23 protein-coding genes are annotated in these 24,856 nt (G+C 58.6%); 2 read left to right on the top strand and 21 right to left on the bottom strand.

Annotated elements, in window-relative coordinates; translation table 11 throughout:
• Position 1: 1 nt before the first annotated feature.
• On the top strand, positions 2–226 hold the full coding sequence (locus AC5SEO_RS04330) for a hypothetical protein (protein WP_003517740.1): 225 nt from the start codon (positions 2–4) through the stop codon (positions 224–226).
• A 210-nt stretch (positions 227–436) separates the two neighbouring features.
• Here AC5SEO_RS04330 and AC5SEO_RS04325 read toward each other — a convergent pair whose 3' ends face one another.
• The 10 genes from AC5SEO_RS04325 to ampC form a co-directional block, all read right to left on the bottom strand.
• Entirely contained in the window at positions 437–1,474 is a 1,038-nt protein-coding gene (locus tag AC5SEO_RS04325) for a sensor histidine kinase (protein ID WP_038493696.1), read from the bottom strand.
• A gap of 4 nt (positions 1,475–1,478) precedes the next feature.
• Positions 1,479–1,916 carry a response regulator gene (locus AC5SEO_RS04320; protein ID WP_003517744.1) on the bottom strand — a complete coding sequence of 146 codons (438 nt, stop codon included), beginning with the start codon at positions 1,914–1,916 and terminating at the stop codon, positions 1,479–1,481.
• Positions 1,913–3,367: a sensor histidine kinase gene (locus AC5SEO_RS04315; protein ID WP_003517745.1), complete on the bottom strand. Its 1,455-nt coding sequence runs from the start codon at positions 3,365–3,367 to the stop codon at positions 1,913–1,915. The genes AC5SEO_RS04320 and AC5SEO_RS04315 overlap by 4 nt, the downstream gene beginning before the upstream one ends.
• A gap of 240 nt (positions 3,368–3,607) precedes the next feature.
• Entirely contained in the window at positions 3,608–5,419 is a 1,812-nt protein-coding gene (locus AC5SEO_RS04310; RefSeq protein WP_111828465.1) for an ABC transporter ATP-binding protein, read from the bottom strand.
• 4 nt (positions 5,420–5,423) lie between these two features.
• Positions 5,424–7,208: a gamma-glutamyltransferase family protein gene (locus tag AC5SEO_RS04305; RefSeq protein WP_495363741.1), complete on the bottom strand. Its 1,785-nt coding sequence runs from the start codon at positions 7,206–7,208 to the stop codon at positions 5,424–5,426.
• A gap of 22 nt (positions 7,209–7,230) precedes the next feature.
• Positions 7,231–8,103, bottom strand: a complete 873-nt coding sequence (locus tag AC5SEO_RS04300; protein ID WP_162695613.1) for an ABC transporter permease — start codon at positions 8,101–8,103, stop codon at positions 7,231–7,233.
• A gap of 11 nt (positions 8,104–8,114) precedes the next feature.
• Positions 8,115–9,062, bottom strand: coding sequence for an ABC transporter permease (locus AC5SEO_RS04295; RefSeq protein WP_003499573.1), 948 nt, complete (start codon positions 9,060–9,062; stop codon positions 8,115–8,117).
• Positions 9,063–9,129: 67 nt separating this feature from the next.
• The gene (locus AC5SEO_RS04290) at positions 9,130–10,638 is read right to left on the bottom strand and encodes an ABC transporter substrate-binding protein (RefSeq protein ID WP_112959735.1); all 1,509 of its coding nucleotides are present in this window, start codon (positions 10,636–10,638) and stop codon (positions 9,130–9,132) included.
• Positions 10,639–10,716: 78 nt separating this feature from the next.
• Positions 10,717–11,529: a FadR/GntR family transcriptional regulator gene (locus tag AC5SEO_RS04285; protein WP_112959736.1), complete on the bottom strand. Its 813-nt coding sequence runs from the start codon at positions 11,527–11,529 to the stop codon at positions 10,717–10,719.
• Between the two features lie 191 nt (positions 11,530–11,720).
• Complete coding sequence (gene ampC, locus AC5SEO_RS04280) at positions 11,721–12,878, bottom strand: class C beta-lactamase (RefSeq protein ID WP_112959737.1); 1,158 nt, start codon at positions 12,876–12,878, stop codon at positions 11,721–11,723.
• A 133-nt stretch (positions 12,879–13,011) separates the two neighbouring features.
• Here ampC and AC5SEO_RS04275 point away from each other — a divergent pair, with 133 nt between their 5' ends.
• The gene (locus tag AC5SEO_RS04275; protein ID WP_441360342.1) at positions 13,012–13,902 is read left to right on the top strand and encodes a LysR family transcriptional regulator; all 891 of its coding nucleotides are present in this window, start codon (positions 13,012–13,014) and stop codon (positions 13,900–13,902) included.
• Here AC5SEO_RS04275 and chrA read toward each other — a convergent pair.
• From chrA to AC5SEO_RS04220, 11 genes are all read right to left on the bottom strand, one after another.
• A complete protein-coding gene (chrA, locus tag AC5SEO_RS04270) occupies positions 13,897–15,126 on the bottom strand; it encodes a chromate efflux transporter (RefSeq protein WP_112959739.1) in 1,230 nt (409 codons plus the stop codon). The two genes, AC5SEO_RS04275 and chrA, sit on opposite strands and share 6 nt — an antisense overlap.
• A 171-nt stretch (positions 15,127–15,297) precedes the next feature.
• Positions 15,298–16,524 carry a DUF1501 domain-containing protein gene (locus tag AC5SEO_RS04265; RefSeq protein WP_495363740.1) on the bottom strand — a complete coding sequence of 409 codons (1,227 nt, stop codon included), beginning with the start codon at positions 16,522–16,524 and terminating at the stop codon, positions 15,298–15,300.
• A 2-nt stretch (positions 16,525–16,526) separates the two neighbouring features.
• The gene (locus AC5SEO_RS04260; RefSeq protein WP_495363739.1) at positions 16,527–18,044 is read right to left on the bottom strand and encodes a DUF1800 domain-containing protein; all 1,518 of its coding nucleotides are present in this window, start codon (positions 18,042–18,044) and stop codon (positions 16,527–16,529) included.
• A 76-nt stretch (positions 18,045–18,120) separates the two neighbouring features.
• Positions 18,121–18,570 (bottom strand): periplasmic heavy metal sensor, encoded by a 450-nt coding sequence (locus tag AC5SEO_RS04255; RefSeq protein ID WP_035199298.1) that lies wholly within the window; start codon positions 18,568–18,570, stop codon positions 18,121–18,123.
• Entirely contained in the window at positions 18,567–18,980 is a 414-nt protein-coding gene (locus tag AC5SEO_RS04250) for a hypothetical protein (protein ID WP_236735840.1), read from the bottom strand. The genes AC5SEO_RS04255 and AC5SEO_RS04250 overlap by 4 nt, the downstream gene beginning before the upstream one ends.
• A gap of 20 nt (positions 18,981–19,000) precedes the next feature.
• Positions 19,001–19,546 carry an RNA polymerase sigma factor gene (locus AC5SEO_RS04245; RefSeq protein ID WP_035199299.1) on the bottom strand — a complete coding sequence of 182 codons (546 nt, stop codon included), beginning with the start codon at positions 19,544–19,546 and terminating at the stop codon, positions 19,001–19,003.
• 198 nt (positions 19,547–19,744) lie between these two features.
• Positions 19,745–20,503, bottom strand: coding sequence for an aspartate/glutamate racemase family protein (locus AC5SEO_RS04240; protein WP_495363789.1), 759 nt, complete (start codon positions 20,501–20,503; stop codon positions 19,745–19,747).
• Between the two features lie 14 nt (positions 20,504–20,517).
• Entirely contained in the window at positions 20,518–21,333 is an 816-nt protein-coding gene (locus tag AC5SEO_RS04235) for an ABC transporter permease (RefSeq protein ID WP_495363738.1), read from the bottom strand.
• A gap of 3 nt (positions 21,334–21,336) precedes the next feature.
• A complete protein-coding gene (locus AC5SEO_RS04230; protein ID WP_019566429.1) occupies positions 21,337–22,248 on the bottom strand; it encodes an ABC transporter permease in 912 nt (303 codons plus the stop codon).
• Between the two features lie 75 nt (positions 22,249–22,323).
• Positions 22,324–23,613, bottom strand: a complete 1,290-nt coding sequence (locus tag AC5SEO_RS04225; RefSeq protein ID WP_003517786.1) for an ABC transporter substrate-binding protein — start codon at positions 23,611–23,613, stop codon at positions 22,324–22,326.
• Between the two features lie 30 nt (positions 23,614–23,643).
• Positions 23,644–24,729 (bottom strand): ABC transporter ATP-binding protein, encoded by a 1,086-nt coding sequence (locus AC5SEO_RS04220; RefSeq protein WP_035199302.1) that lies wholly within the window; start codon positions 24,727–24,729, stop codon positions 23,644–23,646.
• Between the last annotated feature and the right edge of the window lie 127 nt (positions 24,730–24,856).

Raw genomic sequence — 24,856 nt, 5'->3', positions numbered from 1 at the left:
CATGACAGAAAAATACAGTATCTCGCGCCAGAAGGCCGAGGTTGCCTTCAGCAACATCCAGACGCCGTTCTTCGCAAAGGACAAAGCGCTCGACGAGCTTGATTCGATCACGCAGTCCCGCGACGCCAAGACCTTGCGGCTGCGGGAAGCACGTCTTGCAAAGGAACAGTCTGATCGCATTTCTGCGACATCCGCTCTTCTTGCCAAGCGTGCCCGTGCACGATGATGGTTTTGACGGCATCGTCAGAACAGGTGCCTGAAGCCAATTCGCATCAGACGGCTTCCTGACCATCCCGGTATATACAGACGCCGGGCCTTGAGCTGTTGCATGCCTGTCAACTCCCAGGCAAGCTTACGTTCCAGCTGCCCAAGCGCGGCGCCAATTGTATTAAATCACTAAATTAGAATTATATTTAAAAACCGAAGCTATCGGCGTTTACGTCTCGCTCCAGGTCATCGTGTAACGCGTTCCCTTGGCCTGTTCCGGGTGCGTATGCGTTTGCTCGACGCGAGCACCAATGTTCTGAGCCATTGCCATAATCAGCTTTGTTCCGAGGCCAGTACCACGCGGAGATGCGTCGGGCTTTGAACCGACACCATCGTCTTCGACAACGAGAACAAATTGCCGATTTTCTTCCGAAAGTTCGACGCGAACCGTGCCGGATTGATCTGGATAAGCGTATTTCAGCGCGTTGGTCAGCAGCTCGGTGATGATGACACCCAGAGCTACGGCATGGTCTGCCTTGAGGCTGATGTCACAAAGCGATGTTTCGACGGTAATGGACGAAGATCCGGGAACCGCCTGAAACAACCCATCGATGATCGACGTCAGGTACGAATTAAGCGATACCAGACCTATATTGTCGGTATTGTAAAGGCTGCGGTGAACGCCGGCGATCGCCGAAATCCTGCTTTGGGTTTCCAGCAAGGCGACTTCGGCTTCCTCAGACTTGATGGTGTTTATCTGCAGGCGAATCATGGCGGATACCAGCGAGAGGCTGTTGGCCACCCGATGGTTCATCTCCTTCACCATCATTTCCGCATGTTCCTTGGCCTTCACCAGCAACCGGTCGGATTCCTCCTTCGTCTGACGCAGACGATGGTTTTCCAGCGACTGATCGATAGCCGTAAGCAACAGCGGGAAAAAGTCGTCACCGACATTCTTTATGACGTAGTCGGCGGCACCCGCCTTGAGGGCGTCGATCGCGATCTGGGCTTCGTTCGATCCCGTTACATAAAGAACGGGAACCCGCCCCGGCAAGGACTGAATCGCGGCAAGGAACTCCATTCCCGTCGATGTCTGGAAGTAATGGTCCAGAACGACGATATCGAACTGCTCGTCTTGAAACATCTTGAGCCCGGACGCCACGGATGCGGCATGGACCACCTCCATTCCGTGACGACCGAGGATCCGGCTGGAAAGCCGCGCCAGAGCCGGATCATCATCAACATACAAAACGCGCAATGCCATCATGCCTTCAAGGTACTTGAATTACGGAGAAGAACAGGCCGAGGTTCTTTATCGCACTCGCAAAGCCTTCGTAGTCGACCGGCTTGGTTATATAGACATTTGCACCAAGGTCATAACATTTCTGAATCTCGGTTTCGTCATCCGTCGTCGTCAAAACGACCACCGGCAAACGGCGCGTATATTCGTTACTCTTGATCTCCTCGAGAATTCGGATACCCGACATATCAGGGAGGTTAAGATCGAGCAAAACGAGAAGATATCGATCTTTGCTGACAACGCCATCGCGGTTTTCACCGAGGATGTAGTCGAGTGCCTTTGCACCGAGCGTAAAGGGCATGATCTCGTTATTCACACCTGCGCGACGTACGTTCTTCTCGATCAGCCGAGCATGACCTTCGTCATCCTCGATCATAATGATCGTTACCTCTTGACCGGTTGCCTTCATTTTTCGCCTTCTTTCGTCACTTTTCTGAGATCGCTCGGCAACAGCAATGTAAATGTACTGCCTTTGCCAAGTTCGGAACTCACCTTAATGTCTCCTCCTAAACTTCTTATTAGCGACCGAACATGGGCAAGGCCGATGCCTTCCCCCGGTTGATCCTGATCACCGGCGCGGCGAAAGAGTTCGAACACCCGTTCCAGATCATGCTCGCCAATGCCACGCCCGTTGTCGCTGACTTCGATGCTGATGGCACCCCGCCCGGACGGATAAGCACGGGCAGTCAATCGCAGCGGTCGTCCCGGCATCTGGTATTTCACCGCATTGTCGAAAAGATTGCCAAGGATTTGGTCGAGAGAGATACGATCCGTCACGACTGTCAGCTTTGATGTCTCGACACTGATCTCGCCGCCATTGGCATTGATCTGGTGACGAACCGTCTCGGAGAGCGATGACAGCAATGTCTCTATGTCGACTTTTTCCGGTTGCAGCTTTCGCTGACCATCGCGCGATATCTTCAAGATCGCATTGATCAGCTGGTCCATCTTGCGTGTCGAAGAGCGGATGAAACTGATCGCCTCGGGAAGATCTTCCTCGACAGCCAGTCTGGCATCCCGAACCACGTCGTCGGAAGGCATTTTGCCGTCTGCGAGCACATATGCGGTGACCGGCTTCAGGGACGTATCGAATTCGGAGAGGAACCCCATGATATTGACGAGCGGCGCACGCAAATCATGCGTGACGATATAGGCGAAGCGCTGAATTTCCTGATTGGCGCTGCGAAGATCACGGGTTCTTTCCTCAACCCGCTCCTCCAGATGGCGATTTAACTCGTCAACATCTTCCCGAGACCGGTTCAACGCACGGATATATGTGAAAACCAGAAAGATTGAACCGCCGACAACAAGCAGGATCGCCAGCGTGCCGCCGAGCGTTACCCATTGCAATGTATTGGCGGCGCCAAGTTGGTCTCCGACGATGATGCGGAGCCGATCGTCGGTCTGCGATTGCAGCTTCGACAAGATCGCCCTGATTTCGTTCATGAACCGTTTGCCGTCATTCTCACGGACGACTTCGACTGCCTCGGTGATGCGTCCTGCCTTTTGCAGATCGATGGTTTCCTGGGTTTCAGCCAGCTTGTTGGCGACGGCATTACCGAGATCCGTCAGATCCTGCTCGTATTGCTTCTGGTCCTTCAGCACTTCGAGAAGTCTGGACTGCCTCTGCGGCAACAGGCTCAAGGCCTCCTGATAAGGGCCCAGATACTCAATGTTGTTGGTCAGCAGATAACCCCTCTGCCCCGTTTCAATGTCCTGCATCGACGTCAGGATATCGAGAATGGCTGCCCGCACACGGCGCAACTCGGCTGTTTCTTGCGAGTACCGGTTGTTCACCTGCACCAGCCACAGCGAAGTGGCGACCATTCCGGTCAATATTGCAACACCCACAGCGAGCATAAACAGGCTTCGCTGAGCAAAAGGCGAAAAACTAATCACAGTTGTAAATTCCCGGCATGCACCTCATTCGCGCGCAAACTAGAATATGCGGCGCATTGAATCGAACGTTTTATTTTCGATTCATATGGGAACCACTTTTGACGACGCGCGTTGAGCAAGGCTGTAAAAAATATTCCGCTCAGAATAGCGGATAGCGGTGCGAAACTTCACGGTTTTTCAATCCGCAATGCCAGAATTGCCTTAAACAACCTGAACCAGATGGCCGGGGGAAACGGTTTTATAGTTTCGCGTCGGCGTTTGAAATCCCATCGGCCGTATCGGGCTTTTCAGTTCATCGTTGGATATGCCGCGCTTTATTCCGCGTCGCGCCGGATCGGGTACCGGCACTGCCGCCATGAGTTTTTTCGTGTAGGCATGTTGCGGATTGTCGAAGACAGCAGCGCGCGGACCGATCTCCACAATCTCACCGAGATACATCACCGCGACGCGATGGCTGACACGCTCCACCACCGCCATATCGTGGGAGATGAAGAGGAAGGCGAGATTGAGGCTCTGTTGCAGGTCGAGGAGCAGGTTGCAGACCTGCGCCTTGATCGAAACATCGAGAGCCGACACGCTTTCGTCGGCAACAATGACCTTCGGATCGAGGGCAAGCGCACGGGCAATCGCGATGCGCTGGCGCTGGCCGCCGGAAAATTCGTGAGGATAGCGGCTCGCCATGTCGGCGGTTAGACCAACCTTTTCGAGGAGATCGGCAGTCTTTTCCTTCGCCTGCTTCGTGGTGCCCAGTTTGTGCTTGATGAAGGGTTCGGAAATCGCCGTACCCACCGTCATGCGCGGATTGAGCGACGAGAACGGATCCTGAAAGATCATCTGTACGGACTTACGCATATTGCGCAGGCCGACGGTATCGAGCCGCATCACATCGTAACCATCGAGCGAAACCTCGCCGGCCGTCGGTTCGACAAGACGCATGATCGAGCGGCCGGTCGTCGACTTTCCGCAACCGGACTCGCCGACCAGTGCAAGCGTCTCCCCCTGAAACAGATCGAAGGAGACGTTTTCGACCGCGTGAACCGCACCCGTCTGCCGGGCCAAAAGGCCGGAGCGGATGGGAAACCGCGTCACGAGGTTCTTGACCGACAGGACAGGTGTCTTTCCGCTCGCAACCGTTTCGGCCACTTCTACCGGCTCGGTCGACAGGCCGGTTTTCATGTCGAGGACCGGAAAGCGCGTCGGCCACTGCCGGTCGCGCATCGAGCCGAGCTTCGGCACCGCCGAAAGCAGCGCCCGCGTATAGGGATGCTTGCCGCGCTGGAATATATCCCCGGTCGGTCCGGTCTCGACCTCATCGCCCCGGAACATGACAATGGTGCGGTCGGCGATCTCCGCCACGACGCCCATATCATGAGTAATGAAGAGGACCGACATGCCCTCCTCTTCCTGAAGCAGTTTGATCAGATCGAGAATCTGGCCCTGAATGGTGACGTCGAGCGCGGTCGTCGGTTCATCGGCGATCAGCAGTTTCGGCCGGGAAGCGAGCGCCATTGCGATCATCACGCGCTGGCGCATGCCACCGGAAAACTGATGCGGATACTCGTCAAAGCGACCGGCCGCGTTGGGAATACGAACCTTTTCGAGAAGCCGGACCGTCTCCGCCCTTGCCTGCTGCTTCGAAAAGCCCTTGTGCCGGATGAGGACCTCGGAAATCTGGCGGCCGATCGTGAAGATCGGATTGAGCGACGTCATAGGCTCCTGAAATATCATCGAGACGTCGTTGCCCCGCACGCCCCGCATTTCCTTCTCGGAAAGCGCCAGAAGATTGCGCCCGTTCAAGAGAACTTCACCCTCAATCCGGCTGAAAGCGGGGCTAAGCAGGCGCATGATGGACAGCGAGGTGACGGACTTTCCCGAACCGGACTCACCGACAATCGCGACGGTTTCGCCCGGAGCGACATCGAAGGAGACGTTACGGACGACGCTCTTCCAAGCATCATCGACGAGAAAAGAAGTGGTCAGGTTTCTAACGGAGAGAACAGGTGTCGTATTCATGATGTCATCGTCCCACAGCATAGGCCTGCATCAGTCGCGGGGTTGCGGCGGCCCGCAGCAGGCCATCGGGATCCCGCTTTGCGGCAGTCAGGCGGCCCACCGACCACGCATCGGCAACGGTGACCTTGTGTCCGCGGCGGCGAAGCTCCTGCAGCGTGATATCACCCACGGTGCTTTCCACCATGATCTCGCCCGGCGAACTGGTGCGCGGATAAAACGAGCCCGGAAAATGCGAGGTATGGAACAGCGGCATGTCGATGGCCGCCTGCAGGTTCTTGCCGTGATGCGCATAACGCAGGAAGAAGGGCAGCTGCCACTGATCCTGCTGATCGCCGCCCGGAGTACCGAACACCATGGAAGGGCGTCCCTGATGCAGCGCGAGCGAGGGTGTCAACGTGGTGCGCGGGCGTTTTCCCGGTGCAAGCGAGGTCGGCAGGCCTTCCTTCAACCAGAACATCTGGGCGCGGGAATTGAGCGCAAAGCCCAATCCCGGAACGATTGGCGATGATTGCAGCCAGCCGCCGGACGGCGTGGTTGAGACCATGTTGCCCCAGCGGTCGATGACATCGATATGCACGGTATCGCCGCGTTTTTCGGTAAGATGCGACATGGTGGGCTCGTAGACGGTGCCCTTGCCACTCATTTCGGCAAGCATGGCCATGGTGGCGTCCACCTGCTTCTCGTAACCCGGCACGATGCCGGGACGCAGATCGAGCGATGCCTCGGTGCCGATCAGTTTACGACGCCCGGCATTGTAGCTTTCAGAGAGAAGATATTCCGTCGGAATCTGGCCGAAATCAGGATCGCCGTAATAGACCTCACGGTCGGCAAAGGCGAGCTTCATGGCCTCAACGATGGTGTGGATGAAATCGGGGCCGGACGGGTCCATGGCCGCAAGATCGAAGCCTTTCAACAGGGCGAGCGACTGCAACAGAACCGGTCCCTGCCCCCAGGCAGGCGTCTTTGCAATCGTCCAGTCATGATAATCAAGCGTCTGCGGCGCCTCGATTGTCGCGCTCCATTCCGCCATATCCTGCGCCGTCAGCACGCCCTTGTGCTTGGTGCCGCTTGCATCCATGACTTCAGCGGTCTTTACGTAAGTGTCGATGGCTTCCGCCACGAAACCTAGATAGAAAGCGTCGCGTGCGGCTTCAATCTGGTTTTCGCGACCCGAACGCGCTTCGGACTCAGTGACGATCCGCTTGTAGGTTTCCGCAAGTACTGGATTCCTGAAAAGGGCGTGCGGCTCGGGTGCGGCACCACCCGGCAGCCAAGTCTCGTAGGATGTCGGCCATTCCTTCTCGAAGAATTCTGCCAGCCCCTTGATGGTGGCGGAAACGCGCGGCAGAGTCGGATGTCCGTATTCGGCATAATAGATGGCTGGTTCCAGCACCTCGCGCACGCTCATCGTGCCGTAGTCGCGCAGCATCAGCATCCAGCCATCGAAGGCTCCGGGAATGACGGTTGCAAGCAGACCATCGCCGGGGATCAGCTTGAGCCCCTCCGAGGTATAGTGCTCGATGGTGGCGCCACTCGGAGCAGGCCCCTGCGCGCAGATGACTTCGACCTTGTCCTTCTTCTTTGAATAAAAGACGGCAGGCATGTCGCCGCCGGGGCCACAGAGATGCGGTTCGACGATCTGCAGCACGAAGCCGGTGGCAACCGCGGCGTCGAAGGCGTTACCTCCGTTTTCGAGGATTGCCATGCCCACGGCCGATGCGATCCAGTGCGTCGAGGTGACGACGCCGAATGTGCCAAGGATCTCGGGGCGTGTGGTAAATTCGGTCATTCAGTCAGTTCCTTATGAGAAATCATGCTTCGCGCGGATCGAGCGCATCACGCAGGCCATCGCCCAGGAGATTGAAGCCTATGACGACGAGGAAAATTGCAATGCCGGGCCACATCGTCATCCACGGCGCCTGGCTCAGAAAGTTCTTCGCGGTGTTCAGCATGGAACCCCACGACGGCGCCGGTGCCTGCTGGCCAAGGCCGAGGAAGGACAGGCTCGCTTCCGCAATGATGGCGGTCGCAACCGTCAAGGTCGCCTGCACGATGATGGGAGCAAAGACATTTGGCAGGATGTATCGTGTCATGATGTCGAAGTGGTTGAGGCCAATCGACCTTGCCCCCTCGACATAATCTTCCATCTTGACCGCCAGCACCTGACCACGGGTCAACCGAACGAAAATTGGCATGGCGGAAAGCCCGATGGCGATCATCGCGTTGGTAAGGCTCGGGCCGAGGAAGGCCGCAAGGGCAATTGCCATGATGAGGAACGGCATAGCCAACAGCGCTTCGGTGATGCGCGATATGACCATATCCACCCAGCCACCAAAATAACCGGCGATCAACCCGAAGGGTACGCCGATGACCACCGCAATCATAACGGAGACAACACCCGCCATCAGCGAGGCGCGGGCGCCATAAATCATGCGCGAAAGGATATCACGGCCAAGATCGTCGGTGCCGAGCCAGTGGGCGGCGGACGGCGCCTTGCGGATGGCCGACCAACTGGTCGCAATAGGGTCAGCAATCGGCAGGATCGGTGCTGCAATGGCAAGTACCGTGAAGAAAAGCACGATAATCAGACCGGCCAGCGCCGATTTGTTGCGCTTCATTTTCTTCCAGGCGCGGCTTTCCTGCCGCGGCACCGGTACGGACAAGTTTTGATCGAGAGCGGTCATGATATCAGGCCTCAGATCGTCGCCCTGAGGCGAGGGTTAAGCAGGACATAGGCAATGTCCGCCAGCAGGTTCATGAGGATGAAGCCGACCGCGGTGCAGAGCACGATGCCCTGGACGACGGCGTAATCGCGGGTGAAGACCGCATCGACGGTCATCTTGCCGAAGCCGGGAATGGTGAATATCTGCTCTGTCAGAACCGCACCGGCCAGCAACTCACCGAAAAGCAGTGCCAACAGCGTGATGACGGGCAGAAGCGCGTTGCGAAAACTGTGCGACAGGATGATCTCGCGCGGCGAAAGCCCCTTGGCGCGGGCGGTGCGGATATAGTCTGAACTCAAAACCGCAACCATTGCCGAACGCGTGTGGCGCATCAACGTTGCCGCAAGCGCATTGCCGAGCACGAAGGCGGGCATGATCATCGTCTCGATGGAGCGAACGGGGTCGACGAATATCGATTCATATCCGGATGCCGGCAGCCAGCCGAGCTTCACTGAGACCAGCAGGATCAGCATGATGCCGAGCCAGAAATTCGGGATCGACAGGCCGGAAAGCGCCACGATATTGGCGGTGTAGTCGATCCATGTGTTTTTCTTGACGGCGGCCAGAATGCCGATCGGAATGCCGATGACCATCGCAAAGAACATCGCCATTACAGCCAGCTGAATGGTGACCGGCAGCTTCTGGCCGATCAGTTCCAGCACCGGCTGGTTGGTCCTCAGCGAAATACCGAAATCGCCGGTCACCACGCCGCCCAGCCAGTTGATGTACTGGAGCGGCACCGGGTCGTTCAGGCGATACTTCTCCCGCAGGAATTCAATCGTCGCCGGATCACGCTCCTCACCCGCCATGGCGAGAACCGGATCACCCGGCAACAGTTTCTGCAGCGAGAAGACGAAGATGGAGATGATCAAAAGCGTCGGGATCGCGACCAGCAGTCGCTTGCCGATATAGACAGGCATGGCATTGCCCCCGTTCGTGCACGTTCTGGAGGGCCGCACGGCAAGCCGTGCGGCGGATTTGAAGCGCTTAGTCCTTGCTGACGCCGAGAAGGCGGATCATGCCATCAGGCGAAGGCTCCCAGCCCTTGACCTTCTTGGAAATGGCATAGGCATAGGGCTGGTGGCCGAGATAGATGATCGGCATGTCGTCGTTTAGGATGACGCTTGCCGCATCGTATTTCTCCTTGCGGACCGCATCTTCAGTCGAGGCGCGTGCTTCGTTCAGCAGCTTGTCGACTTCAGGATTACAATATTTCACATCGTTGATGCCGCCCTTGCAGGTGACGAACTGGTGAAGATTGCCATCGGGATCGATACGACCAGACCAGTCGGAACGGCTGAGCTGATAGTTGCCGGCGGTCTGTTCGGAAAGAAGCGTCGCAAATTCGGTGGCCTTCAGCGTAACGTTGAAGCCAGCCTCCGCCACCATGGACTGGATCACCTGCATCATCTGCGTCTGCGTGGTGTTGTTGGCGTGCTGAAGTTCGATATCGAGCTTCTCGTAGCCAGCCTCCTTCATCAGCTGCTTGGCCTTGTCGATATCGCGTGGCGGCACCGGCAGGTTCTGGTTGAACCATGGGCTTGTCGGCGGGAATGACTGATTGCCGGCCTTGGACGTACCCTCAAACACGATCTGGCCGATCGCTTCGCGGTCAATCGCGTAAGAGAAGGCCTGACGCAGGCGCTTGTCCTTGCCGAGCGGATTGTCAGCGCGCGCGCCGTTGTTGATGTTGACATACATGGCCATGTAGCCCGGACCGATCACGTCCGCATATGTCAATTTGGGGTCATTCTTGACGGATTCCGCATCGGACGCCGAGATACGTTCGGCAATGTCGAGATCGCCAGAGCGGAGGTTTGCAAGCTTCACAGTGGTATCGGGAATTGGCAGGTAGACGATCTTGTCGACCTTGATCTTGTCCTTGTCCCAATAATCCGCGAATTTTTCGAGGACGATACGGTCCTGCTGGATGCGCTCGACGAATTTGAACGGTCCGGCGCAAACCGGCTTGGAGCCGAAATTCGCGCCCAGTTCCTTGGCGGCCTTCGGCGCGACGATCATGCCCGCGCGATCTGAAAGCTGGGCAAGCAGCGTGACATCGGGCGTCTTCAACGTGAACTTGACTTCCAGCGGCCCGGTGGCCTCAACCTTTTCAACCGAGGACAACTCGCTCTTACGGCGGGATTCCGGAAGGGTCATGTTGCGCTCGATGGTGGCAACGACGGCGGCCGCATCCAGCGTCTCGCCGTCGTGGAACTTCACGCCGTCGCGAATTTTCATCGTCAGCACCTTGCCACCCTCGGACCAGGCCCATTCGGTGGCAAGCTGGGGAACGATCTTCATGTCCTGCGAGATATCCACCAGCTTGTCGCACATGGAGGTGTAGACGATACGGCCGACGAAGGTGCGCGATTGCGCGGGATCAAGCACGTCCGCGTCATCGTTGAGGCCGATGCGCAATTCGGAAGCCATGGCTGGTGCGGTCAGAAACGCGCTTGCCAATAGCGCCGCAGTCAGTGTGTAGATTTTCTTCATGTTCGATCCTCTGGTCTGGTTTTCTTTGACTTTTATCATTGGCCGGCCCCGAAGGACCGGCGGGTTTACGTCCGCGGCCTATGAGGCCGGGGTAAGCGGATTGTCGGCTTCGTTGATGCTCTTCGCCGCACGGTCTTCCGCAGCGCTCTCCTCCTGAAACCCGAGCGAAGTGGCGCGGATCAATCGTTCCTGATGCATGAGAAGGTGCTGGCGCATCGCCTCTCCGGCACGCGCCGGATCGCGATCGGCAATGGCATCGACGATGGCGACATGCTGTTCGAAAGACGCCTTGCCATTCGTGCCACTGCGCCGGGCGAGTTCGCGTATCGACTGCCAGGCATCGTCCTGGCGAATACGGTTCACGACATCGAAGATCGACAGGAACAGCTTGTTGCCAGCACTCTGGGCTATCTGGCGGTGGAGCGAGCCGTCCCACAATTCCTTGGCATCGGCATCCGTGCTTTCGCCGGTCTTCTTGACGAGCGCGCGCATGCGCTCCAACTCGGCGGGCTTGGCGCGCATGGCTGCAAGCTGCGCCAGTTGCGGTTCGATGCGCAGGCGGACTTCCATGATTTCCATGATATCGGTGCTGGCGACCATTTCGGTCACCTGGGTGGACCAATCGTCCGGCTTTTCACCCACAAAGGTTCCGGCCCCCTGGCGACGCCAGATAAGACCCTCGGCCTCCAAAACCTCCAGAGCACGGCGGATTGACCGGCGGCCGACATTGAAGGTCTCGGCAAATGCCCGCTCCGTCGGCAGACGGCCGTCATTCGCGAGATTCTTTGTCTGAATGTACTCGCGCAGCTTTGCCAGAGCGTAGTTTGAATTGTCGTTAGGGTTTGTCGCCAAGCCGCACCATTTGCGTGAACCAATCGAACATTGGTTCATTTGGTGAGAAATTTCGGCAGACGTCAAGCCCATTTTTGAGCCTTGATTACAAGCGCTCAAAATATGGGCATACGCCGATTTTCAGGGACATAAATGCATGCTTTCAAGGCAAGGATGACAATGCCGGCGAGCAAATGAATTACGACCGAAATGCCACCCTTGTCCTGTACGCGTTTACGCCAGCATTGACATCATTCGGAGCTTTTGAGTCCGTTCAAAATCTCGTAAGCCACGGCAACACGATCCTCATTGGGATAGTTTTTATTGGCCAGAATGACGATACCGAGTTTTTGCTCCGGTATGAACGCCACATAGGCGCCGAAACCGTTGGTGGAGCCGGTCTTGTTGATGAAGACATCGCCACGCGGCTTCATCGGCGGCGAAATTTCCGATACCGGCACCGTCTTGAGCAAGGCGCCGGAGTTCGTTTCGATCAGTGTTTTCAGCGCGGCCGGGTGGGCATATTGCTCCCAAATCATATCCTGCGTCATCGCGCCGACGCTGAAATATCCCGTATGAGTGTTGGCGATCGCCTGCTGGAGTTTTCCGTCCAGCTTTTCCAGCCCCATATTCGCATTGACGAAACGGATCATGTCGGTCGCCGTCGATCTGACCCCGTAAGCCTCCGATGAGAGAATGGCTGGCGTCATGCGGGCCGGTTCGCCGGTTCTCTTATAACCCTGCGCATAATCGGCCATCTTTGCCTTGGGCACCACGGTGAAGGTGCTCTTCAATCCAAGCGCCGGAAACAGTACGTCCTGCATAGCGCTGTCATAGCTTTGGCCAATTGCCTTTGCGGTGACGTATCCGAGCATTCCGATGCTGGGATTGGCGTAGGTTCTGTGCGTTCCCGCCTTGTATGCAGGCATCCAGGCCTTGAGATAGGCCAAAAGCTGCGGCTCCGTCTTGACATTGTCCGGCACCTGCAACGGAAAGCCGCCGGCGGTGTGAGTGCCAAGATGCATCAGCGTGACATCGCCAAACGGCTTGCCCTTCATGGAGGGAAGATAGTCTTCGACCTTGCCTGATAGTGACAGTTTGCCCTGCGTCTCCGCATAGGTACTGAGCGTGACCGTGAATGTCTTGCTGATGGAACCCAGCTCGAAAAGCGTATGCGGGGTAACCGGCTGGCCCGTAGTTTTGGACATGACACCGTAGGTGAAGACGTGATTTTCGCCATCGACACTGATACCAACGGCCAGACCCGGAATACCGTTCTTCTCCATCACCGGCTTGATCGCTGCATCTGTTATCGCTTTCAGCCTGGCATCATCAGCGGCAAAAGTCTGCGTGAACAGGCTCGTCGAGATCAATGTGGCCAATGCAATATGTCTGCGATTAAGTTTCATCTTTCGCGTTCTCCAAAACCTCAAGTGGATTTTCGGCGCCTGCGCCGTCCCCAGCGAAAGACGTTTAACCGCCCTACATTGCACGAACAAATCATGATATCTCGGACGAGGCATAACAAAATCTAGGTCTTGAATGGTTCGGCAATTTCTTCCACTGAACGGCTTGAGGGCATTTGAGGCATCAGCGCGGCACCTCAGTTTCACCCGCGCGGCCATAGAACTCTGCGTGACGCAGGCGGCTGTGAGCCAACAGGTGAAGGGCCTCGAAAAACGACTGGGGGTTTCCCTTTTTCAACGGCTTCCAAGAGGCCTGAAAATCACCGCGGAAGGCGAAGCCCTGCTACCGACGGTCACCAGCTCTTTCGACCAGATGGCGATCACGCTCGACAGGATCGAAGCCGGTCAGGTGCGCGAACTGCTGTTTCTGGGCGTCGTGGGAACCTTTGCCGTGGGCTGGCTGCTGCCGCGGCTGAGGGAATTTCAAAAGCGGCACCCGTTCATCGACGTGCGCGTTTCCACCAACAACAACCGCGTGGACATGGCCGCCGAAGGCCTCGATTTCGCCATTCGATTCGGCCAGGGCTCCTGGCATGGCACGGATGCATTCCGGCTTTTCGAGGCGCCCCTTTCGCCTCTCTGTACGCCGAAACTGGCGGAGACACTGAAATCCCCCGCTGATCTCGCGGACGCCACGCTGTTGCGCAGCTACAGGTCTGACGAATGGGCCACGTGGTTTGCAGCGGCTGGCGTAACACCGGTGGCGCATGTGAATGCCGGCATCGTTTTCGATACCTCGCTCGGCATGATGGAGGCCGCATTGCAAGGGCTCGGCGTGGCGCTCGCCCCGCCATCGATGTTCTCGCGGCATCTGGCATCCGGGGCTATCGTGCAGCCCTTCCCCGTCACCATATCGCTTGGCAGCTACTGGCTGACGAGGCTGCAATCAAAGCCGCCGACACCAGCCATGCAGGCCTTCTCGGACTGGATGTTTACCAATATCGGTCCTGCGCAAGACGGCCTATGACAGGGCGAGCAGAACGCCACCAATCGCGCAGATGACCACCACGATCCATGGCGGCGTCTTCCACACCGTCAACAGGATGAAACCCGTCAGCGCAAGCGCAAAATCCTTCGGCATGAATATGGCGCTTGTCCACACCGGATCATAAAGCGCGGCCCCGAGAATGCCAACGACGGCGGCATTTGCGCCGCGCATGGCAGCCTGCGCCAGAAGGTGCTTGCGAAAGCCCTCCCAGAAGGGCAGCGCACCGACGAGCAGTAGCATGCCCGGCAAAAAAATCGCGACAAGCGCAATGCCTGCTCCCGCAATACCGTTCGGGTGCGGCCCCACCACAGCGCCGAGGTAGGCCGCGAAGGTGAACAGCGGGCCGGGAACGGCCTGGGTTGCACCGTAACCGGCGATAAACGCATCTTCCGTCACCCAGCCCGTGGAAACCACTGCCGATTGGAGCAACGGCAGCACCACATGGCCGCCACCAAAGACAAGGGCGCCGGCACGATAGAACGCATCGAACAATGAGAGGCCTTGCGAGCCGGCCATCGCCACGAAGACCGGCAGGAAGGCCAGCAGGAGCGCGAAAGTGGCAAGCGCAATGTATCCGACACTTTTCGGCACCCGGAATGCGAGATGAGTAGCCTCCTGCACGGTATCAGTGCGACAGAAGACAAGCCCCGCAATGGCGCCCACGGCAAGCGCCAGAATCTGGCCAAAAGCCCCCGCGACAAACACGACGCAGATGATGCCGACGAGCGCGATGCTGGCACGCTGTCTATCTGGGGCAAGGCTCTTTGCCATGCCCCAGACAGCCTGCGCCACCACGGCGACCGCAACGATCTTGAGGCCATGCAACAGGCCGTTGCCGACAGGTCCTTCTATGGACGCCGCAACCATGGCGAATAGCAAGAGAAGAATGGCGGACGGCAGGGTGAAGGCCGTCCAGGCCGCCAGCGCACCGAGCGGCCCTGCCCGCAGCAACCCAAGTGCAAAACCGACCTGGCTGGAGGCCGGCCCCGGCAAGAACTGGCAGAGCGCCACGAGATCGGCATAACCCGCCTCGTCGATCCATTTGCGCCGCACAACCAGCTCATCGCGAAAATAGCCGAGATGGGCGATGGGACCGCCGAAGGAGGTGACCCCGAGCTTCAGGAACGCCGTAAAAACTTCGCCGGGCGTGCCGCTTCGAGGGGTGGCCGCTTCAGTGCGGATGGTTTGCGTTGACGACTTCACGAAAAAGCTCCCTGAGCGTGCAACGGCTGTTCGTCTACACAATGTCCGTATCAAAAACGATATCGATATCAGACACTATTATGACAGGGATATGAAGAGGCGGGAGCGCATCCGGAATGGCCGGGGTCGTTGGACGCGCTCCATATATTTGTTTTCACGCCTTTTCGAGCCTCAGACGATCAGTCCCTTCATGGGCCGGATGGCCTCCGAACCGGGAAAGACCGCCTTGTCGAGCATGACAGCGCTTGCGCCGAGATGATCGACCGCGAGGCCCTTGATGATCGCGCGAATATCCGTCGTGGGCGCAAGGTCCCGCCCATCCCGCAACTGCGCGAGCTTGAGGCCGGGCCAATCGGCGATGACACGCCCGCCACGGATGCTGCCGCCGGCGAGAAAGGCCGTTGTTGCCGTTCCGTGGTCAGTTCCTTCCGTACCGTTGATACGGGCGGTACGGCCAAATTCCGTCGCGACCAATATGGCCGTATCCTTCCAGACCGGCCCCAGCTCCTGCTCGAAGGCGGCAAACGCATTGTCCAGCCCGCTCAACAATTTTGAAAGACGCTCGACCTCATGGGCATGGGTGTCCCAACCCTCGAAGGCCAGCGCCGCAACGCGCGGCCCTTCCGGGTGCGCAATCAGCCGTGCTGCACCCCGCGCCATCTGCTCCATGCCAACAGGATCACCCGGACCACCTCGCGCCTTGATATCGACGCCGGAGGCGATCCTGCCGGTTTCGATGCCCTCGGCAAGCAATGCCGCCAGCATCGGGTCCGTCTGGCCGTAGAGATCGGCAAGGCGCGGGGCGAGATCGCCATCGGCGGGCTTGAGAACGGATGGCGCCCATCCCAATATCGGTGCCTTGCCGCGAATGACAAGCGGAGCGCTGGCGCCAATGGCAAGGCCGCTCACCCGCTGCCCGGCCGCAGCTGGATTGATGGTTTCACCCGCCGGCAGCTGTTCGAGCAGACGGTTCAGCCAACCCGTCTCGACATGGCCGGGGGTCGGAAAACCAGATTCCAGCACATCCTGGCCATCAAAATGCGAACGGTCACGATAACCGGTTGCGCTGGCGTGGACCACCGCTGCCTCGCCCTTCCGGTACAGCCGCTGGAAATTGCGAAGGGATGGATGGAGCGCAAAGAAACCATCCAGCCCGAGGGCTGGATTGTCGCCTTCAGTGCGCATGGCGATCTGTTGCCTTAGCGCCTCATAGTCGGGGTCGCCGACGGGCGGCACGGCGGTCAGCCCGTCGAGCGCGCCGCGCAGGATGATGGTGACGAAACGTGGGTCGCGCCCGCCGGCAGCAAAAGCAAAACGCGGCATGAAGGCCCAGGCAAAAAGCGCGCCGCCTGTGCCAAGAAGAGCGCGGCGGGTTGGGGAAAGATGTTCACACAGCATGGTCAACGCCTCTGGAATTCGGGGGAAAGGAAAGCAATCGTCAGTCCCTGCGGTTTGCTCTCAGCCCGCTGCACGGCCTTTTTCGTCTCCTCGGACAAAAGCGGCCCCAGCCGGTCTGCGACGAAGTCGCGCGGATCGGTTGAACCCGCAACCTGATGGGCGAACAGACTGGCGGCATCGATACGCGTCGCCAGCCCCTCGGAAGAACCCCAGCTATCGGTGACATCGGCAAAACCGTTCGGGCCGGAGGGGTTCCACAGCGGCTGACCCAATGCGTTGAGCACTGAAATTACCTGCTCGGGTTTTGGCACTATTCCACTCGCCCTGATGACGGTCGTCACGAAATCTAACGGGGGTCTGAGCTTGGTCAGCGCCGGGCTCCAAGACTGTTCAGCCTCGATAAGCGCCATATAGGTGGCGGAAAGATCGCCGTGGCTCTTGGTGTAGGCGGCAGCAAGTTTCGCCACCAGTTCCGGTGGTGGATGGTCGCTAACGAAATGCCGTACCAGCTTGTAAGCGAGATGGCTGGCCGTCGCTGGATGATGCGCGAGATCTCGCAGCGCCCGCCGCCCCTGCTCTACCCCCGCTTCACCATAGGTGATGCCCATCACGGCATGGTCGCCGGGTTCATGGTTGTTGGCGTTGAAGGAAAATCGGCCAAGCGGGCCCGGACGCTTCTCGTCGCGATAGACGCTCCAGCCGGTGATGATGCGGGCAAGTGCTGTAACGTCGGCCTGACTATAGCCGCCATCCACCCCGAGCGTATGCAGTTCCATGATTTCGCGCGCGAGGTTTTCGTTGAGTCCGCGCTTGCCATTCCTGTTGGCCTGCGAATTCGGTCCGATCGATTGCTGATTGTCGAGAAAATACAGCATGGCGGGATGGGTCTCGACTGCGACCAGCATATCCTCGAAATTGCCAAAGACATGCGGACGGATCGCCTCACGCTCGAAAGCGCCGGCGAGAATGTGCACATCACCGCCCTTGCCGGTGGCAACCGCGAAGTGATTGGCCCAGAACATTGCCAACCGCTCGCCAAAACCGATCGGCGGCTGGCGTATCGTGCCGTTGAAGCGGGCGTCCGCCTCCGCAAGCAGTATCTGCTGGGGAAAATAGGGGCGCTTGGTGGCCGGCACGTCCGGCTTCTTGTCCTGTGAAGCACTGGCAGGCGGCACCATGCCCGCATTGTCCATAGCGTTTGCGGCAGTTGCCATTGCCGGCGATGGTGGGCTCATGGCTCCTGCGGTCGCACCCGCGGCGCCGGTGGTGGCCGCGACGGCAAGGACAGCAGGTTTTTCACGCTCGGCCTTGATCTCCTTGTTATACGCCATCAGCGATATCAGAAGATCGGCGCTGGAATGAAGCTGTGCGCCGACAGGAATTGGTGTGGCGCGTTCGGTAATTTCCAGCCGCAACAGATCGCGCGGGTCGTCTTTGATCGCCTGGATATCGCCTTCACGCGCGCCGAGGCCGAAACGCCACAGACAGAGTGCTGCATCCAATTCCCTGGAATTTGACATGGCCGATACGAACTCCGTTTCGTTATCGACCATTCAACGGGCGCCAGGGCCAAAATCCGTCGCTGTTGAAATGTGACTATTTCGTGGCCGGTTTCGGCGCCTCACGGGCGAGCAAGCCTTCCGCCAGCCGGCGCCGCGCCTCTAGCGACAATGTGCGGGCGAACTCCACGGCCTGCATCTCGGTTGCGGCGCGGACCTCATATTCCGCCTTGCGGGCACGCTCGAGCGCTGCGGACAATGCCTCCGGGTCAAGCGTTTCTGCCCCCATCAGGGACGCCGCCTCGATACGCGCCTGGCGCGCCTCGGCGGAGGTTTCCCGCATGGTCCTGCGTGCATCGCTAAGGCTGCGCCGGAAGGCCTCCCTTTCGGTCTTTGGCAATTGTTCGCCCGCAAGCGGCATGCGGGCAGCGGCAGCGGCCGGGTCGTTCCGCAGATAAACGAACCCTGCACCGGCAAGCGCGCAGACAAAAAATGTATTCGCGACGAGAAGGACAACGACTATCCAGCGGAAATTCTGATCGCTCATTTCGTCTCCTCGGTCATTTCGTTTTCGGTTTGCAGGTTTCCGAACGCGGTCAACGTATCGCCCAATGTCAGGGCGGGCGGTGGCGTGAGGTTGATGACGGCAACCGCTCCCGTCAGCGCACCCGCAAGGCTGATGCCGATCATGCCCGCACCCAGCCCGTACCGGACGATCCATCTGCGTCTGGTGGTCTGCGCCTTTGCCTGCGCCATGATCTTCGCGTTGAGCATGGCCGAAGGGTCGCGAAGACGATATGCCGACAGCGTAAAATCGAGAGGCGCCGCCTGCGCAATCAGGCGCCTGCCGTCTGCCGTCTCCGCATAAGCCATGGCCTCCGGCCGCCGGTCTTCCGGCCAGCGTTGTGGATCGGCACCATAGGCCGCCACAAGATCGGAAAAAACCTTGTTATCCATGAGCGTCTTCTTCGCCCCGTTCATTGGTCGCCCTCATTCAAAATCGCATGGAGTGCCCGGCGGCCACGCGCCAGAAGGCTTTCCAGTGCGTCCACACTGACATGCATGACATCAGCCGCCTCGCGGTTCGACATCTCCTGATAATAGACCAGAACGATCGCCTCCCTTTGTCGCGCGGGTATGGCCTGCAAGGCGCGCGCCACGGCACCGCTCTCGTCACCATCATATGGCAGGGCGGCATCGGGCAGCACACTGCCGTCAATCTGTTCGGGCGGCTCAGCAACCGATATTTCCCGGCGCTTTCGCAACCGGTCGTAACAGAGGTTCAGCGCCACCCGGTGGATCCATGTGTCGAATTTCGCACGCCCCTGCCGCCACGTGCCTGCATGTTTCCATATGCGCAGGAAGGTCTCCTGCGCGATGTCTTCCGCCTCTGCCGGATCACCCAGCATACGCGTGGCAAGCGCCATGATCCTCGGCAGTTTGGCCGTCACCAGAGCCTGCATCGCGCGGACATCTCCCGCAGCGACATCCGTCACCAAATCTGCATCCGGATCGCTTACCATGTATCGGGGTTTGTCTCCGTACTGTCCTGTCGGACACGGGCGAAATCCATGCGGAATGACGGCGGCTTCAGTGAGGATGTCCCGCACCTTGCCACTTTAACGCAGACCCGCGCAAAATCCGTCGCCGATTTCTGGGAAATATTCGCGTGCACTTTACGGCAGACCGCGGCACCGTCCGAACACATTGGAACGGCTGTTTCAACTATCCACAGATACCCCGGCAAGCCTGTCCGGCCCGAACGCTTCAAGCAATCCGCGATAGGGCTTGGCGAGTGGCGTGGCATAGGCGCCGCGCTTGGCGGTCGAAAGCCCCATCGATACCAGCGATTCCACCTGTTTCACCGCCGCAGCGACGCCATCGATAACAGGCACGCCGAATTCGCTGCGCAGCTCGGCGGTCAGATCCGCCATACCGGCGCAGCCAAGCACGATCGCTTCGGCGCGATCTTGACGCAGGGCCAGTGAAATCTCCTCCCGCAGCCTCTCCCTGGCATTTGATGCCGGATCTTCCAGCGACAGGACGGGAATATCGGCGGCACGCACATTGCAGCGGGCAGACATGCCATAACGGTGAACGAGATGTTCGAGCGGCAGCCGCGAACGCTCCATCGTCGTAACGATCGTAAACCTCTGCGCGATGAATGCCGTGGCTGAAACCGCCGCTTCGCAAATCCCAATTACGGGTATGTCGGCGAGCGCGCGGGCCGCATCGAGCCCGGTGTCGTCGAAACAGGCGATGACGGCTGCCCTGGCACCAAGCGTCGGCGCCTTGGCAAGCTCGAGCAGCAGGCCGGGTACCGCGAAAACCTCATCGTAATATCCTTCGATGGAGACAGGCCCCATGGAAGAGGTCACTGCCAGGATTTCCGTATCGCAGCTGGCCGCCCGCGTCGCCGCGTCGGCGATCGTCGCTGTCATGGATTGCGTCGTATTCGGATTAATGACGAGGATGCGCATGTTCTGTTTTTTCATCAACGCGAATGGCGACGGTTCAGAGTGACGATCAGGCCAAGCGTGGCCGCAATAACCAGGAAGGAGAAAAGGGTCGTGACGGCTCCGAGCGCGTAAAGCACCGGCGTCGTGACGTTGGTGGTCATGCCGTAGATTTCCAGCGGCAGGGTGTTGTAGGTGCCTGACGTCATCAGCGTACGGGCAAATTCGTCATAGGAAAGCGTAAAGCCGAACAGGCAGACGCCGATCAGGCTCGGTGCAATCATCGGAAGCACCACATGGGCAAACGTCTGCCAGGCGGATGCCCCGAGATCGCGGGCGGCTTCTTCATAGGATGGAGAAAAACGGTTGAAAACCGCCAGCATGATGAGCACGCCGAATGGCAGCGTCCAGGTCAGGTGCGCGCCAAATGCTGATGTATACCATGAAGGTTCCAGCCCAAGCTGTTGGAAAAGAACGCCGATACCGAGTGATATGATGATCGATGGCACCACGAGGCTTGCGACGGAAAGATAGAATAGCGGCGTCGCGCCGATGAATTTGCGCCGGAAAGCGAGACCCGCCAGAAGCGAGACGAGCACCGTGACGACCATGACCATGACGCCAAGCCCGAAGGAACGGCGGAACGAGCCGCCAAAATCGCCGACCGCCTGCTGTTCGAAAAGATTTCCGAACCAGTGCAGCGAAACGCCGTTGAGTGGAAAGGTCAGTCCGCCATTCGGCCCCTGAAAGGCAAGGATGAGGATCGCCGACAGCGGGCCGTAGAGGAACAGCACGAAGAGCAGAAAAAAGAAGGCGAGGACATAGAATTCACGGCCGCGTTTTTCCGAATGCATGGGTCACAGCTCCTTGCGGATATCGACGATGCGCAGGATGCCCGCGACCATCAGAAGAACGAGGATGAGCAGGATGACGGCATTTGCGGCCGCCGCGGGATATTGCAGCAGCGACATCTGGTTCTTCATCATCAGTGCCACCGACGCGCTCTGCCCACCGGACATCACCTGAACCGTGGAGAAATCGGCCATGACAAGCGTCACGACAAAGATGCTGCCGATCGCCATGCCGGGTTTGGCAAGCGGAATGATAACGTTCCAGAGGGTCTGCCAGCCAGTCGCCCCGGCATCGCGCGCCGCTTCGATCAGCGATTTGTCGATGCGCATCAGCGTGTTGAAGATGGGTGTGACCATGAAAAGCGTATAAAGATGCACCATGGCCAGCACCACGGCAAAATCCGAATAGAGCAGCCATTCGATTGGCGCAGGTACGATGCCGGCGCTGACCAGCGCGCTGTTGACCAGCCCGTTGCGCCCGAGAACGGGAATCCAGGAAATCATGCGGATGATGTTCGACGTCAGGAAAGGCACGGTGCAGACGAGGAACAGAACCATCTGCATGGTGGTAGTGCGGATATGAAAAGCGAGGAAATAAGCGACCCAGAAACCGCAGAACAGCGTGATCGCCCAGACGATGGCGGCGAATTTCAGCGTGTTGATATATGTTTGCCACGTGACCCAGGAACCAAGCGTCTCGGTATAGTTGAAGGTCACGAAACCCGGATACATCTGGGCAAAATCATAATCCCAGAAACTGACGACGGCGATCATGACGATCGGTAAAAGCAGGAAAAAGCCGAGGATCAGGAAAAGCGGTGTGGCCTGAATATAGGACACAAGCTTCTGCGGCAGGGCGAAGCTGCGGGACGGCTTGTCCTTTTTTTCGCTCACGCCGATGAATCTGACTGTCACCAAGGCTTTTCTCCTGCTGGCTGCCTGTGAAAGAGAGGCCGCGTCGGCGCGGCCTCATGTCTGCGAAAGGCGAGAAGATCAAGCCGCGATGAACTCGTTCCAGCGACGAACCATGTAGCGGTCCTCGTCCATGACGGAGTTCCAGCAGGCGACCTTGCCCATTCGCTCCTGGAACGAACCGCCGTCGCGCACTGCTCCGGCCTTTTCCATGACCTTGCCATCAGGCGCGATGATATCGCCCTGCGCGGGCTTGCCTTCGACCCAGTAACCCCACTCGTCGGCCGACATATGTTCCTTGGCCGTATCCATGGCGGCGGAGTAATAGCCCTGACGGTTGAGGTAGGCGCCGACCCAGCCGGAGGTGTACCAGTTGATATACTCATAGGCCGCATCCAGCTTGGCACCGGAGAGGTGCTTGGCAAGGCCAAGGCCGCCGCCCCATGAGCGATAGCCTTCCTTGAGCGGCTGGTATTTGCAGGCGATGCCCTTGGAGCGAACGGCGGCGACGGCGGGCGACCACATGGACTGGATCACGACTTCACCCGACGCCATGAGGTTGACGCTTTCATCGAAGCTCTTCCAGAAAGCGCGGAACTGGCCGTCCTTCTTGGCCTTGATGAGGAAGTCGATGGTCTTGTCGATCTCCTCCTTCGTCATGTTGCCCTTGTCGGCATATTTGATGTTGCCCATGGCTTCCATGATCATCGCCGCATCCATGATGCCGATGGAGGGGATGTTGAGGATAGAGGCCTTGCCCTTGAACTTGGGGTCCATGATATCGGCCCAGCTGGTGATATCGCGGCCGACGAGATCGGGGCGAATGCCGAGCGTATCGGCATTGTAGATGGTCGGAACCATGGTGAAATAATCGGTTTCGCTTTTCGCAAACTTCTTGTCGCCGGGCTTTTCGACGAAACCGACCGTGTGCGGGGCGGTACCCTGGGCCACGACGCTATCGGGCGTCAGCTTGCCGTTTTTAAACAGCGGAACGATCTTGTCGTAATATTTCAGCTTCTTGATTTCCATCGGCTGAATGACACCCGCCGGGTAGACCTTCTTCAGGATCCAGTATTCGATATCGGCGATATCGTAGGAGTTCGGCTGGGTCACGGCGCGCTGCGCGGCCGCATCCGAATCCGTCGCCGTCATCTCCAGTGTGATACCGAGATCAGCCTTGCACTTTTCGGCAATCGCATTGAGGTTCGAAACACCCGTGCCGAACTGGCGGATCGTGATCGGGTTCTGCGCCCATATGGTCGGGAAACCGGTGACAAGGCCGGAGCCGATGGCCGCGCCTGTTGCGGCGGCACCTGCCTTTAGAAGGCCACGGCGGGACAGGCCCTTGTTGCTGTTGGAGTTGTCGGTCATTTCAAAGTTCTCCTCTGGTTATTTTTGGGGTCACTTCTCTACCCGGCCGAGCACGATGGCATCGGCCGCATTCCATGAAAGCGGTATGGCGTCGCCGGTCTTTACCGGCTTTTCGAAGAAGGCGACGTCGCTGAGGATGGCGTTGAAATCCTCAATGCCCGCGCCGGTCACGGCGATCTTCACGCTTGCACCGCGATACTCGACATTCGAGACGATGCCGGTAAAACCGAAACCGGGTCGATCCGCCTCGCCGACGCGCACACGGTCGGTACGAACGGCGATATCGACCGCGCCGTCATCCGGGGCAACGCCGCCTGCCGTGAAGGTGCCGCCGCCCGCAACCTCCAGCGTGACGAGATCGCCGTTCTTTTCCTTGAACCGGCCGGAAATGACATTGTGATCGCCCATGAAGCGGGCGACGAAAGCGGTGGCCGGGCGCTCAAACAGCTCGCGCGGCGTCGCTGCCTGCTCGATGCGGCCATCATTCATGACGACGATGACGTCGGCCAGCGCCATTGCCTCTTCCTGACTGTGTGTGACGTGAACAAAGGTGATGCCGAGCGCGGTTTGCAGCTTCTTCAGCTCGGCCCGCATACGGATCTTGAGGAAAGGATCGAGTGCTGAAAGCGGCTCATCTAGCAGCAACGCCTCGGGGTCGGTGATAAGCGCGCGAGCCAACGCCACACGCTGCTGCTGCCCGCCGGAAAGCTGGGCCGGGCGCCGGGTGGCATAGGGTTCGAGCTGCATCAGCCGCAGCATCTCCAGCGCCTTGGCGCGGCGCGCTTCCTTGTCCACCCCCTTCATCTTGAGGCTGAAGGCAACGTTGTCGACGAGATCAAGATGCGGAAACAGCGCATAGGACTGGAACATCATTGCCGTGCCGCGTTTAGCGGGCGGCAGATCGGTGACGACCACATTACCAAGCCTGACATCGCCGCTTGAAATGCTTTCGTGGCCGGCGATCATTCGCAGTGTCGAGGTCTTGCCGCAGCCCGAAGGACCAAGCAGGCAGCAGTAACTTCCTGCCGGTATCTTGAGGCTTATGGCATGCACCGCGGTGGTGTTGCCATAAATCTTGGAAACGGAAGCGATGTCGATTGCTGCGGCTTTGCTCATGAACACTCTCCTGCGACGTCTTTGTCATGCAGGAGCCGTGCCAATCGGCTTTGCCATTGATATAAAACGGGAATTTCGATGTGTCCACCAGTCCCGCCATCGGTCTGCTCAAATTTCCATCGATTGT

Source organism: Agrobacterium sp. K11, from assembly GCF_059429395.1.
The sequence above is the reverse complement of the archived record's forward strand: the minus strand, read 5'-3'. Positions and strand labels throughout refer to the sequence as shown.